Source organism: Streptomyces sp. MGP-BFMKR1 (assembly GCF_057766585.1).
Genome location: NZ_CM173408.1, coordinates 8,139,935 through 8,153,004 on the forward strand (window position 1 = coordinate 8,139,935; position 13,070 = coordinate 8,153,004).

General features: G+C 75.5%; 11 protein-coding genes. 9 read left to right on the plus strand and 2 right to left on the minus strand.

Going from position 1 to position 13,070, the window contains the following annotated elements; genetic code table 11:
* Positions 1-90 precede the first annotated feature (90 nt).
* The 5 genes from AC3CHW_RS32525 (at position 91) to AC3CHW_RS32545 (ending at position 5,724) form a co-directional block, all read left to right on the plus strand.
* The gene (locus AC3CHW_RS32525; RefSeq protein ID WP_488468861.1) at positions 91-1,305 is read left to right on the plus strand and encodes a dihydrodipicolinate synthase family protein; all 1,215 of its coding nucleotides are present in this window, start codon (positions 91-93) and stop codon (positions 1,303-1,305) included.
* Positions 1,302-2,225, plus strand: coding sequence for a sugar phosphate isomerase/epimerase family protein (locus AC3CHW_RS32530; protein ID WP_488468862.1), 924 nt, complete (start codon positions 1,302-1,304; stop codon positions 2,223-2,225). The genes AC3CHW_RS32525 and AC3CHW_RS32530 overlap by 4 nt, the downstream gene beginning before the upstream one ends.
* Before the next feature lie 245 nt (positions 2,226-2,470).
* The gene (locus tag AC3CHW_RS32535) at positions 2,471-4,060 is read left to right on the plus strand and encodes a DNA-3-methyladenine glycosylase 2 family protein (RefSeq protein WP_488468863.1); all 1,590 of its coding nucleotides are present in this window, start codon (positions 2,471-2,473) and stop codon (positions 4,058-4,060) included.
* A 205-nt stretch (positions 4,061-4,265) separates the two neighbouring features.
* Complete coding sequence (locus AC3CHW_RS32540) at positions 4,266-4,985, plus strand: 2OG-Fe(II) oxygenase (protein ID WP_187063062.1); 720 nt, start codon at positions 4,266-4,268, stop codon at positions 4,983-4,985.
* Between the two features lie 13 nt (positions 4,986-4,998).
* A complete protein-coding gene (locus AC3CHW_RS32545) occupies positions 4,999-5,724 on the plus strand; it encodes a histone deacetylase (protein WP_488468864.1) in 726 nt (241 codons plus the stop codon).
* A gap of 180 nt (positions 5,725-5,904) precedes the next feature.
* On the opposite strand, the gene AC3CHW_RS32550 is transcribed toward AC3CHW_RS32545, so the two are convergent.
* Together AC3CHW_RS32550 and AC3CHW_RS32555 are read right to left on the minus strand one after the other, a co-directional pair.
* Positions 5,905-7,230 (minus strand): 6-phospho-beta-glucosidase, encoded by a 1,326-nt coding sequence (locus tag AC3CHW_RS32550; RefSeq protein ID WP_488468865.1) that lies wholly within the window; start codon positions 7,228-7,230, stop codon positions 5,905-5,907.
* Positions 7,227-7,988, minus strand: a complete 762-nt coding sequence (locus AC3CHW_RS32555) for a DeoR/GlpR family DNA-binding transcription regulator (protein WP_488471248.1) — start codon at positions 7,986-7,988, stop codon at positions 7,227-7,229. Before AC3CHW_RS32555 ends, AC3CHW_RS32550 begins: the two co-directional genes overlap by 4 nt.
* Before the next feature lie 415 nt (positions 7,989-8,403).
* Here AC3CHW_RS32555 and AC3CHW_RS32560 point away from each other — a divergent pair, with 415 nt between their 5' ends.
* From AC3CHW_RS32560 to AC3CHW_RS32575, 4 genes are all read left to right on the plus strand, one after another.
* Positions 8,404-9,465 (plus strand): carbohydrate kinase family protein, encoded by a 1,062-nt coding sequence (locus AC3CHW_RS32560; RefSeq protein WP_398611595.1) that lies wholly within the window; start codon positions 8,404-8,406, stop codon positions 9,463-9,465.
* Between the two features lie 74 nt (positions 9,466-9,539).
* Positions 9,540-10,979 carry an extracellular solute-binding protein gene (locus AC3CHW_RS32565; RefSeq protein ID WP_488468866.1) on the plus strand — a complete coding sequence of 480 codons (1,440 nt, stop codon included), beginning with the start codon at positions 9,540-9,542 and terminating at the stop codon, positions 10,977-10,979.
* Positions 10,976-11,902 (plus strand): carbohydrate ABC transporter permease, encoded by a 927-nt coding sequence (locus AC3CHW_RS32570; protein ID WP_488468867.1) that lies wholly within the window; start codon positions 10,976-10,978, stop codon positions 11,900-11,902. Before AC3CHW_RS32565 ends, AC3CHW_RS32570 begins: the two co-directional genes overlap by 4 nt.
* Positions 11,899-12,723 carry a carbohydrate ABC transporter permease gene (locus AC3CHW_RS32575; protein WP_217200163.1) on the plus strand — a complete coding sequence of 275 codons (825 nt, stop codon included), beginning with the start codon at positions 11,899-11,901 and terminating at the stop codon, positions 12,721-12,723. The genes AC3CHW_RS32570 and AC3CHW_RS32575 overlap by 4 nt, the downstream gene beginning before the upstream one ends.
* Positions 12,724-13,070 lie beyond the last annotated feature (347 nt).

Sequence of the window (13,070 nt, forward strand, 5' to 3'; positions counted from 1 at the left end):
CCACCGGCCAAGTCCGCCCCACTCGGCAGCGCCCGACCGCGCGGCCCGCGCCCCCCGGCTCGTCGAGCGCCCGCCCCTGCGAGGTGCGCGGTGATCCGACTCCCGGGCCCCGACGGCGCGTTGCGGTCGTACACCCCGCGCGCCACGCCCGCGCCCTCCGTCACCTCCGGCGGTCACACCGGAAGCCGGCGAGGGGACGCGGGCGGCGCGCCGGGGCGGCGGCGGGATCGACCGTCGGCCCGTGCCGTCTTCGCCGCCGCGCACGTGGTCGCCGATCCGCTCGCCGCCGGCGCGGGCGCGGCGGACGCCGTGGACTGGGAGGCCACGCTGGCCTTCCGACGCCACCTGTGGTCGCACGGCCTCGGGGTGGCCGAGGCCATGGACACGGCGCAACGCGGCATGGGCCTGGGATGGCCCGAGGCCGCCGCACTCATCCGCCGCTCCGCAGCCGAGGCCCGCGCCGTGGGCGGCGTGATCGCCTGCGGCGTGGGGACCGACCACCTGACCGCCCCCGCGCGCTCGCTGGACGAGGTGGTGGCCGCGTACGAGGAGCAGCTTGCCGTAGTGGAGGCGGCGGGGTCGCGCGCCATCGTGATGGCCTCGCGTGCGCTGGCCGGGCTGGCGCGCGGCGCGGACGACTACCTGCGGGTGTACGAGCGCGTGCTGACCCAGGCCGCCGAGCCGGTGATCCTGCACTGGCTGGGCCCGATGTTCGACCCGGCGCTCGACGGTTACTGGGGCAGCGCCGACCTCGACCGGGCGAGCGAGACGTTCCTTGAGGTCATCGCCGCCCGTCCGGACCGGGTCGACGGCGTCAAGGTCTCGCTGCTCGACGCCGCGCGCGAGGTGGCGCTGCGCCGCCGGCTACCGGCCGGCGTGCGCTGCTACACAGGCGACGACTTCCACTACCCGGAGCTGATCGCCGGGGACGCGCACGGGCACAGCGACGCGCTGCTCGGGGTCTTCGACCCGCTGGCGCCGCTGGCCGCCGACGCGGTGCGGGCCCTGGACGCCGGACCCGCGGGGCGCAAGCGCTTTCACGACCTCCTCGACCCGACCGTCGACCTGGCCCGCCACCTCTTCCAGCCGCCCACCCGCCACTACAAGACCGGCGTGGTACTGCTCGCCTGGCTCGCCGGCCACCAGCGGCACTTCGCGATGGTGGGCGGCCACCAGTCGGCGCGCTCGCTGCCCCACCTCGCGCGGGCCTACCAACTCGCCGACCACCTCGGTCTGTTCCCCGATCCATCGCTCGCCGAGGCCCGCATGCGCCATCTGCTCGCCGTCTACGGTGTGGACTCATGACCGCGCGACCCGCCGCCGACGACCCCCGGCCCCCCACCGCCCGTGTGCACGACCCCGCCGCGGCCCCGGCCCCGCGCGGGGCCGGGGCCCCGGCCGAGCCGCACCGGCTGAGCCTGAACCAGCAGACCATCCGCCAGTGGTCGCTGCCCGAACTGGTCGAGGGCTGCGTGGCGGCGGACGTGCCGGGCGTGGGCCTGTGGCGCGCGCCGGTCCAGGAGTACGGGCTGGGCCAGGCGGCCCGACTCGTGCGCGCCGCCGGCCTCGCGGTGACCAGCCTGTGTCGGGGCGGCTTCTTCACCTCGGCGGAGCCGGCCGAGCGCGCGGCGGCGCTCGCCGACAACCGGCTGGCCATCGACGAGGCCGCGACCCTCGGCACCCGGACGCTGGTGCTGGTCTCCGGCGGCCTGCCGGCCGGCAGCCGCGACCTGCTCGGCGCGCGCGAACGGGTCGCCGACGCGCTGGCCGACCTCGCGCCGTACGCGGCAGAACGCGGGGTGCGGCTCGCGGTCGAACCGCTGCACCCGATGTACGCGGCGGACCGCTGCGTCGTCTCCACGCTCGCCCAGGCGCTCGACCTCGCCGAGCGCTTCCCCGCCGACCAGGTGGGGGTCGTGGTGGACACCTACCACCTGTGGTGGGACGACACGGTGGACGCCCAGCTCGCCCGCGCCGGGGAAGGAGGGCGCATCGCGGCCTTCCAGGTCGCCGACTGGGTCACGCCGCTGCCCGCCGGCGTGCTCCTCGGCCGGGGCCAACTGGGCGACGGCTGCGTACCGTTGCGCCACTTCCGCGAGGTGGTCGACGCGGCCGGGTACCGCGGGCCGATCGAGGTGGAGATCTTCAACCCCGCGCTGTGGGAGCGCTCGGGTGCCGAGGTGCTGGCGGAGACGGTGCGGCGGTACCGGGCCCACGTGCTGTGACCCCATGGCCCCGCGCGACGGCCGGCGCCCGGCCGTCGCGCGCGGCCGGACGGATCGACTGGCCCCCGCCGCCCGCGCGCCCGACGTACGGTGACGGGCTCCGCGCCCGCGCCGGGCCGCCCTACCGCGCCGTGCCCCGCCCCAACGCGTCGTCCGCCGCGCTGTACCCCGTGTACCCCGCCCCGAACGCGACGTCCGATTTCCGCCAGCCCGGCGCGTGGCCGGCGCGCATAGTGGAGGGCGTGATGAACGAGGACAGCAGGTACGAAGCGGTGTGCAGCCGGGACGCGCGGTTCGACGGCCAGTTCTTCTTCGCCGTGACGACCACGGGCATCTACTGCCGCCCGAGCTGTCCCGCGGTCACGCCGAAGCGCAAGAACGTGCGGTTCTTCGCGACGGCCGCCGCCGCGCAGGGCGCCGGCTTCCGGGCGTGCCGGCGCTGCCGCCCCGACGCCGTGCCCGGCTCGGCCGAGTGGAACGCCCGCGCCGACGTCGTCGGCCGCGCCATGCGCCTGATCGGCGACGGCGTCGTGGACCGGGAGGGCGTGGCGGGGCTCGCCGTGCGCCTCGGCTACAGCGCCCGCCAGGTGCAGCGCCAGCTCAACGCGGAACTGGGCGCGGGCCCGGTCGCCCTGGCCCGCGCGCAGCGTGCCCACACGGCCCGGGTCCTGCTCCAGACGACGCACATGCAGGCGGCCGACATCGCCTTCGCGGCCGGCTTCGCCAGCGTGCGGCAGTTCAACGACACCATCCGCGAGATCTACGCCAGCACGCCCACCGCCCTGCGCCTGGCCCGCCCGGGCGCCACGGCGCGCTACGGCTCGGTGGCGCGCGAGGACGCCTGGAGCGGCGGGGACGGGGCCACCGACGCGGTCCGGTCCGGGCGGGCGCCGCTCGCGGCCGGCGCCGGGAAGGCCGTCTTCGCGGCGCCGGCCGGACCGGTGCCCGGGACGCCGCGCGGCATCCCCCTGCGGCTGGCCTACCGGGGCGCGTACGCGGGCCGGGAGATCTTCGACTACCTCCAGCGGTGGCACATCCCCGGCGTCGAGGAGGTGACGGGCGAGCCCGGCGCCCGGCTGTACCGGCGCACGCTCCGGCTGCCGGGCGGGGGCGGCATCGCCGAGGTGCGCGAGTCGGCCGTCGACCAGGGCTGGCTGGAATGCCGGCTCCACCTGTGCGAACTGCGCGACCTCACCACGGCCAGCCAGCGGATGCGGCGGCTGTTCGACCTGGACGCCGACCCGTACGCCGTCGCCGAGCGGCTCGGCGGCTGCCCACGGCTCGGCCCGCTGGTCACCGCCCGCCCCGGGCTGCGCGCACCCGGCTCTGCCGACCCGCACGAACTCGCCGTGCGCGCCGTCATCGGCCAGGGCGCGACGCCGCGGCGGGCACGCCGGGCGCGGGAGGGGCTGGTCGCGGCGTACGGCGAGGCGCTTCCGACGGCCAGCGGCGGGTTGACCCACTTCTTCCCCCGCGCCGAGGCGTTGGCCGACGCCCCGCTGGACGACCTGGAGCTGTCGCCGGAGAGGCGGAACGCGCTGCGGGCCCTTGCCACCGCCCTGGCGGACGGCAGCCTGAGCCTGGACCCGGGCGCCGACCGCGTCGAGGCCGAGCGGGGCCTGCGCGCCCTGCCCGGTATCGGTCCCGGGACCGCGGGCTACATCCGCATGCGGGCCCTCGGCGACCCCGACGTCCTGCTGGCCGACGCCGACGCCGACGCCGACCACAGGGCCGATGTGGGGGCGGCGTCCGAGGACGGGCGGGACGCCTGGCGCCCGTGGCGTTCGTACGCGACCCACTACCTGTGGGCGGCGCGGCAACCCTCCCACGCCTGACCGCACCACCCGGTGGCCTCCATGGCTCGTTTCGACCCGACCGCCCCACTCCGCCCCGTGGCCCGATCCCGCTCCTGTCCGTGATCACGCCCCCGACCTGCCCGTATGCTGCCCGGCCAGCCCGCACCCGCACGACCCGCCAGGCACCTTGGGCGGTCCGCGCCGCGCCGCGCACCACAGCCCGACCCCGACGTCCGGAGCACCGATGACCAGTACGACACCCCTCACCGCCGCCGTCCACGACGCCGACTGGGACGCGCTCGCCGAGGAGATGAACGCCCACGGCAGCGCCCTGACCCCGCGCCTCCTCGACCGCGACCAGTGCCGAGAGATCGCCGCGTGGTACGACGAGCCGGAGCGGTTCAGGTCCACGATCGACATGGGCCGCTACGGGTTCGGCTTCGGCCAGTACCGGTACTTCGACCACCCGATACCCGAGCCCGTCGCCGCGCTGCGCGCCGCGTTCTACCCGTACCTGCTGCGCATCGCGCGGGACTGGGCGACCAAGCTGCGCCGCACCGCCCCCTGGCCCGAGACGCTCGACGCCTGGCTCGACGCCTGCCACGCGGCCGGCCAGACCAAGCCCACGCCCATCCTGCTGCGGTACGGCAAGGGCGGCTGGAACGCGCTCCACCGCGACCTGTACGGCGACCTCGTCTTCCCGCTCCAGGTCGTCATCGGCCTCGACGAGCCGGGCACCGACTACACCGGCGGAGAGTTCCTGCTGGTCGAGCAGCGGCCCCGGGCCCAGTCCCGTGGCACGGCGACGCTGCTGCCGCAGGGCCACGGGTTGATCTTCACCACGCGGGACCGTCCGGTGCGCTCCACCCGGGGCTTCGCCACCGCGCCGATGCGGCACGGGGTGAGCCTGGTGCGTTCGGGCCACCGGCACACGCTCGGGCTGGTCTTCCACGACGCGGCCTGATGGGATGGGCGGGGTGAGCACCCCGCGCCGCCCGGACCGCGCGGCCGGCCCCACCCTCACCGGGGACCGGTTGTGGTACGTGGCCTACGGCTCCAACCTGCACGCCGCACGGCTGGCCTGCTACCTCGGCGGCGGCGTGCCGCCGGGTGGGACCGTGGCGCACGCCGGCTGTCGCGATCCGAGCCCGCCGCGGCGCAGCCTGCCGGTTCTGCTGCCCGGCTGCCTGTACTTCGCGACGAGATCGCCCCGCTGGGGCGGGGGCCGGGCCTTCCACGACCCGGACGCCGCCGGTGAGATAGCCGCCCGCGCCTACCTGCTGACCCGCTCGCAGTTCTCCGACATCGCGGCCCAGGAGATGTACCGCGCCCCCGGCGGCGCCCGCGATCTGGACCTGACCGAGGTGGTGGCGGCCGGGCGGGCCAGGTTGGGGCCCGGCCGGTACGAGACGCTGGTGTGTCCGGGCACGCTGGACGGCCTGCCCCTGGTGACCTTCACCGCCCCGTGGCGGGTCGGCGAACTGCCACCGCTGGCACCCTCCGGGCCGTACCTGCGCCACCTGGCCGCCGGCCTGCGGGAGGCGCACGGCTGGAGCGTGGCCCGCACGGCGCGCTACCTGGCCGCCTGCTCCGGCGCGGCCGGCCACTGGGCGGAGCCGGACGTCGCCGCCCTGCTCGCCACGCCCGGGGAGGCCGGCGCCGGGCCGGTACCGGCGGCCGACGCGGGCCCGCTGCCGCGCTGAACACCGGGCCGCCACGGCACAACCGCTGCCGGCCCGCGAGCCGCCCCGCTGCCGTCCGACCACACGATCTCGGCCAACCCCCCCAGCGCGCCCGACCGCGGGCCGCGTCAGGAACCGGGCGTACCGCTGGCCACGACAAGGGCCGGGGGCGGCGGTCCGAGCCCCGGCCCCCGGCCCCGGTCACCCTCCCGCCTCCGCGGCCTGGAGCACGCGGCGCGCGACGTTGACCGAGTCCACCAGCGGGTGCAGCGCCACGGCGCGCAGCGCCGCCTGGTGGGAGCCGCTCGCCGCCGCCTCGATGGCGGCCCGCTCCACCTCCTTGAGGGTGAGCATCAGGCCGAGTTGGCCGGGGGCCACCGGGCCGACGGCCAGCGGGTGCGCCCCGTTGGCGTCCACGGCGCAGGGCACCTCCACGACCGCGTCCGCGTCCAGGGCCGGGACGGCCGTGCGGTTGCGCACGTTGAGGATGAGCGTGGTGCGCTCGTCCCGGGCGATGGCACGCATCAGGGCCAGGGCGACCCGGTCGTAACCGCCGCCCTCCAGGTCGCAGGCGTCGCGCTGCCAGCCGCCGGTGGCCTCCCGGCTCTCGGCCAGGTACGTCTCCTCGCGCTCCAGGCGGGTGCGCTCCCAGGCCGCCAGCGCGCCCTCGGGCCGGGCGGCGGCCTCCTCGTAGAACGCCGCCTGCTGGGCGCGCAGGAACTCGCCACGGGTTCGCGGCGCGTCCCGGACGGCGGCGACCGACTCCCGGTTGAAGTAGTAGTAGTGCAGGTACTCGTTGGGCAGCGCGCCGAGCGTGCGCAGCCAGTCGGAGCCGAAGAGCTTGCCCTCCTCGAAGGAGGTCAACGCCGCCTCGTCCGCGAGGAGATCGGGCAGTACGTCCCGGCCTTCGACGGTGATCCGGCGCAGCCAGCCCAGGTGGTTGAGCCCGACGTAGTCGTAGCTGGCCCGGTTCGGGTCGACGCCGACGGCCCGCGCCGCGCGCCGGCACAGGCCCACCGGCGAGTCGCAGATGCCGATGACCCGGTCGCCCAGGACGCGCTGCATGGCCTCGGTGACCATCCCGGCCGGGTTGGTGAAGTTGATGACCCAGGCGTCGGGCGCCAGCGCCGCGACGCGCTCGGCGATCCGCACCGCCACCGGCAGCGTGCGCAGCCCGTACAGCACGCCGCCCGCGCCGACCGTCTCCTGTCCGAGCACGCCCTCGGCCAGCGGCAGGCGCTCGTCGCGGGCCCGGCCGGCGAGGCCGCCGACGCGGATGGCGGAGAAGACGAAGTCGGCCCCGCGCAACGCCTCGTCCAGGTCGGTGGTCAGCCGCACGGCCGGCACGTCGGCGCGCCCCGCGGCCTGCGCGGCGATGACCGCGCCGATCGCGTCGAGGCGTCGCCGCTCGGTGTCGTACAGCGTGATCTCGGTGCGGCGCCCGGCGGCGGAGTCCTGGTCGTCCATCAGCGCCCGGTGCACCAGCGGCATCCGGAACCCGCCGCCGCCCAACACGGTCAGCCTCATACGGTCAGTACCTCCACATCGGCCTCGCGGAACACGGCGAGCGTCGCCGGGTCCGAGGTGTCGTTCGTGATCAGGGTGTCGATGTCACGGGGCCCGCAGACGCGCGCCAGACCGGTCGCGCCGGGGAACTTGTCGCCGGTGGCCAGGAGCACCACGTGCTGGGCCGCGGCCAGCATGGCCCGCTTGACGGGCACCTCCACCGCGGTGCTGTCGAGCACGCCACCGTCCGGCAGGACGCCGCTGGTGCCGAGGAAGAGGCGGCCGACGTGGAGTTGGCGCAGGTTCGACTCGGTCAGGAAGCCGACGAGGGAGCGGTAGTTGCGCCGCACCTGGCCGCCGAGCAGGATCAGCGTCACCCGCGGGTCCTCGCGCAACTCGTCGAAGACCGCCAGGCTGCTGGTCACCACGGTCACCTCGCGCCCCTTGAGCTGCTTGGCGAGCTGGAGCGTGGTGGTGCCGATGTCCAGGAGCAGCACGTCGCCGTCCGCGACGAGTTCGGCAGCGCGGCGGGCCACGGCGGTCTTCTCGGCCAGGTCGTCGACCGCGACGTCGGCGAAGGGGCGCTCGTCGCCGCAGCGCCCGCCGGCCAGCGCGCCGCCGTAGACCCGGGTCAGGTGTCCGGCCCGGCCGAGCGCGTCCAGGTCGCGGCGGGCCGTCGCCTCGCTGACCGCCAGCCGCTGGGCGATCTCCCGGACCGGCAGCACCCCTTCCGCGCCGAGGAGGCTCAGCAGCTTCTCGTGGCGGGCCTTTCGCAGCATGCCCGCAACGTACTGCATGTGAGCGAGTCTGCGCGAGTGTGACGGAACTCTTGCAAAAGCAGGGCGACGCAGTGCAAGGTTTCCGTCACATGAAGCGGTGGACACGTCGGATTGACGCCCCGTGGCAGTCGGCCGTGCCGGCGCGCCGCCCCGGAGCCCGGGCGGCACCCGCCCGCGGGCGGCGCCCGCCGTTCGCCGCACGCCGTCGTGGACGCCGCACGGAACAGGAGGGGCACGCCAGGTGAGTGCCGCCAAGGACGCCAAGGCCAAGGACGCCGAGCAGGTCACCGGGGTCACCGGAGTCACCGAAGGCGCGGGACCGGCCGCGGCGGATCGCGGCGCGGACGCCGCGGCCCGGCCCCGCGACCCGGAGCGCCCGAGGGACGCGCACTGCCGCGCCGTCCCCGTCGACCCGCTGGCGGCGGTGCGCGGCCCCGGCGACCCTGCCTACGACGTGTACCTGACCGGCACCGTCTTCCTGGACATCGTCTTCACCGGACTCGACCACGCCCCGGTGCGCGGCACCGAGTCGTGGGCGCGCGGCATGGGCCAGAGCCCCGGCGGCATCGCCAACATGGCCACCGCGCTCGCCCGGCTCGGCCTGCGCACCACGCTGGCCGCCGCCTTCGGCACCGACATCTACGGCGACTACTGCTGGGACGCCCTCGCCGACGGGGAGGGCGTGGACCTCGCCGCCTCGCGCCGGGTGCCCGGCTGGCACTCGCCGGTCACCGTCTCCATGGCGTACGAGGGCGAGCGCACCATGGTCACCCACGAGCACCCGGCGCCGGCCGCCGCCGGCCGCTCGCTGCCGCGCTCGCGCGCCTGCGTCGCGGCCTTCGAACCCGGCCGCCACGAGGAGTGGGTGCGCGCGGCGCACGCCCGTGGCAGCAAGGTCTTCGCCGACGTCGGCTGGGACGAGAGCGGGCGCTGGGACCCCGCGGCCCTGCCCGACCTGCCCTACTGCCACGCCTTCCTGCCCAACGCGACCGAGGCCCAGCGCTACACCCGCACCGACACCCCCGAGCAGGCCGTACGCGCCCTCGCGGAGAGGGTGCCCATCGCCGTGGTCACCAAGGGCCCGGGCGGCGCGGTGGCCGTGGACTCGCTCACCGGCGAGTACGCGGACGTGCCCGCGCTCCCCGTGGAGGCACTCGACCCGACGGGCGCGGGCGACGTGTTCGTCGCCGGCTTCATGACCGGCACCCTCGCCGGCTGGCCGCTCGCCGACCGGCTGGCCTTCGCCAACCTCACCGCGGGCCTGTCCGTCCAGCACTTCGGCGGCTCGCTCTCCGCCCCCGGCTGGCCGGAGGTCGCCGCCTGGTGGGCGTGGGCCAGCCAGCGGCCCACCGGCCCGGGCGCCCCGGACGCGGAGGCCGTGCGCCGCTACCGCTTCCTCGACAAGCTGCTCCCCACCGGGATGCGCGACTGGCCCCGGCTGCGGGCCCTGCCCACCATCGGCTTCCGCGGCGCGTGAGCGCGCGCGGCGGGCACACCCCCGCCCGGCGTCCCCCGCACCCCCGCGCGCCGGCCCCGACGAAGGAGACCCCGATGCCGAAACGAGCGGCGAGGGCGCACCGCCCCCGTGGCACGGCCCCCGTCGTGGCGCTCGCCGCCCTGGCGCTGCTCGCCGCCGGCTGCGTACCCGGCACGGACGGCTCCGCCGCGGGCGGCGGCACGGCGGGCGGTGCCACCGCCATCCCCGATCCGGCCAAGGCCGGCAAGGTCACCCTGACCGTGTGGGACCAGGAGATCCGCGGCGGGACCAACGCCGAGGTGGAGCAGCTCAACAAGGAGTTCCAGCGCGCCTACCCGAACGTGCGCGTCAAGCGGGTGGCACGCGGCTTCACCGACCTGAAGGCCACCCTCAAGCTGGCCGTCTCCGGCAACAACCCACCCGACGTCGTCCAGGCCAACCAGGGTTACCCGGACATGGTCGCCTTCGTCCGCGCGGGGTTGCTCGCCCCGCTCGACAACTACGCGGGCATCTACGACTGGAACACCCGCTACCCGACCACGCTGCTCAACCACAACCGGGTCTCCGCCGACGGCCGCCGCTTCGGCACCGGCCGGCTGTACGGCATCTCCCAGACGGGCGAGTTCGTCGGCCTCTACTACAACAAGGACCTGCTCGCCAAGAGCGGCCTCAGACCGCCGAGGACCTGGGGCGAGTTCACCGACCAACTCGCCCGCCTCCGCTCGGACGGGCAGTTGCCCATCCAGTTCGGCAACCTCGACAAGTACCCGGCCATCCACACCTTCGGCGTCCTGCAGAGCCAGGCGGGCGCCGCCCCCGTGCGCGACCTGGTCTTCGGACGCGCCGGCCGCTTCGACACCCGGCAGACCAGGGACGCGGCGGCCACCCTCGCCGACTGGCGCCGGCGCGGGTACCTCCCCAAGGGCGCCAACGGCCTCGGCTACGACGACGCCGCCAAGAAGTTCGCCTCCGGCGACGGCGCGTACCTGATCACCGGCACCTGGCAACTCGCCGACCTCAGGAAGGCCATGGGCGACAACCTCGGCCTCATGCCGCCACCGCCGGCCACCGCGGGCGGCCCGCCGGTCTCCACCGGCGGACAGGGCCTGGCCTGGTCCATCACCTCGCGCAGCAAACACCCCGAGGTCGCCGCCGCCTACCTGGACTTCCTCACCAGCGAACACGCCGCCGACGTGATGACCCGGCACGGCGTACTGCCCGCCGTGCCGGGCAAGGCCGCCGCGCGGGTGCCGCGCACCAGCGTGGACGGGCAGATGCTGGACACCTGGCGCCGCCTGAACGACGCGGACGGCCTGGTGCCCTACCTCGACTACGCCACACCCACCTTCTACGACACCCTCTCCGAGGGACTCCAGGGCGTCATCGCCGGCGCCCAGTCACCCGAACGCTTCGCCGCCACCGCCCAGCGCGACTACGCCGCGTTCATGGCCGAACAACGCAAGGGCGACCGGGACGCGGCGGCCGGGCCGGGTCCGCGGCGGGACGGCCGATGAAGGGCGCCCCGCGCGGACCGGCCCGGCGCATCCGCCGCCGCTACGCGCGGCGCGCCCCGGGCGAGCCGCGCGCCGTCGGCTACCTCTACGTCCTGCCCGCGCTCGCGCTCTACGGGGCCCTGCTGATCTTCCCGTTCGGCCAGGCGGTGTGGCTGTCCCTGCTGCACTGGGACGGGCTGACCGCCGCCACCTGGGCCGGCGGCGACAACTACCACGACCTGCTCACCGACCCCGAGCTGCGCGCCCCCTTCGCCCACGCGCTGGTCCTGCTCGTCTTCTACTCGGCGCTGCCGGTGGCCATCGGGTTGCTGCTGGCCGCCCTGCTGTCGCGGGCCAGGGTGCGCGGCATGACCTTCTTCCGCACCGTGCTCTTCCTGCCTCAGGTGCTCGCGCTCGTCGTCGTCGGCGTCACCTGGCGCTCGATCCTCGCCCCCGACGGACTGCTCAACGACACGCTGGAGGCCGTCGGCCTCGCCGCCCTGACCCGCCCCTGGCTGGGCGACTACGACTGGGCGCTGCCCGCCGTCGGCATCGTCGGCACCTGGGTCGGCACGGGCCTGTGCATGGTGCTGTTCCTGGCCGGAGCGCAACGCATCCCGCGCGAGCTATACGAGGCGGCGCGCCTCGACGGGGCCGGCCCGATCCGCGAGTTCCTCGCCGTCACCCTGCCGGGCCTGCGCCCGCAGATCGCCGTCGCGCTCACCCTGACCATCGTGGCCGGCCTGCGCAACTTCGACCTGATCTACATCACCACCAGCGGCGGACCGGGCAACGCCACGTCCGTCCCCGCGTACGAGGTCTACCACCGGGCCTTCGAGACCAACCAGGTGGGATCCGCCGCCGCCATCGGGGTGACGCTGACCCTGCTGATCTTCGTGCTGACCGTCGGCATCTCCCGGCTCGTGGAAGGGCGGCGCACGTGATCTCGCGGACCGAACGGACCCTCACCTACGCCATCCTCGCCCTGTTCACCGTCGTCTCGCTGACCCCCGTGCTCGGCATCCTCGCCACCGCGCTGGGCCCGCAGTCCTCGCTGAGCACCGGCTTCACGCTGCCGGACGACGGGCTGCACTGGGGGAACTTCGCCGACGCCTGGACCCGCGGCCACTTCGGCACCTACCTGCGGAACTCGACCCTGGTCACGCTGTCCGTGGTCGCCGTCGCCACGCTGCTGTCGGTGCTGGCCGGCTACGCCTTCGGGGTGATGCGCTTCCCCGGCTCCACGGTGCTGTTCTACCTGTTCGTGCTCGGCCTCGCGCTGCCGCAGGAGGCCCTGGTCGTCCCGCTCTACTTCGACCTGCGCCACCTCGAACTCACCGACACCTACTGGGGCCTGATCCTGCCGCAGGCCGCCCAGTCGCTGGCGTTCGGCGTGTTCTGGATGCGCACCTACTTCCGCGGCAGCGCCCGGTCCGTGATCGAGGCGGCGCGGATCGACGGCGCGAACAGTTGGACCACCCTGTGGCGGGTCCTGGTGCCCATGGCCCGCCCCGCCATCTCCACCCTGGTCGTCATCGTCTTCATGTGGACCTGGAACGAGTTCCTGATGGCCCTGGTCATGGTCAGCGACGAGGCACACCGCACGGTCCCGCTCGGCCTGGCCTTCTTCCAGGGACAGCACAGCTCGGAGACGGCGCTGCTGGCCGCGGCGGCGGTACTGATCGCGCTGCCCGTGGTCATCGTGTACGTGGCACTCCAGCGCCGCTTCATCGCGGGCATGCTCAGCGGCGCCGTCAAGGAGTAGCTGCGCGCGACACGCGGGAGCCCCCGGCGCCGCCGGCATCGGCGTCCGCCGTCGCCGCCTGGCGGCGGGGTGGTGGGGGCGCGGGGCGTCGACCATGCGGCCGAACCGGCGAGATCTGCGGGGCGTCGCCCCTCGCTGCCGGCCATCGGGATGCGCGCGGGTGATCATCGGACCATGTGGATGGCGGTACGGACGAACGGGTGCCCCCGCCGCGCCGGCGCCGCCCGGCGCGCGGCGGGTGGTCGCGCGTTTGTCCAAGGGTCGCGCGTGAGCGTCCATGGACCCGTCCGGGACGTGGCGCGAATCCTTGAGCCCCGACCGGGTCGCCGCGACACCCCCCGACGAAG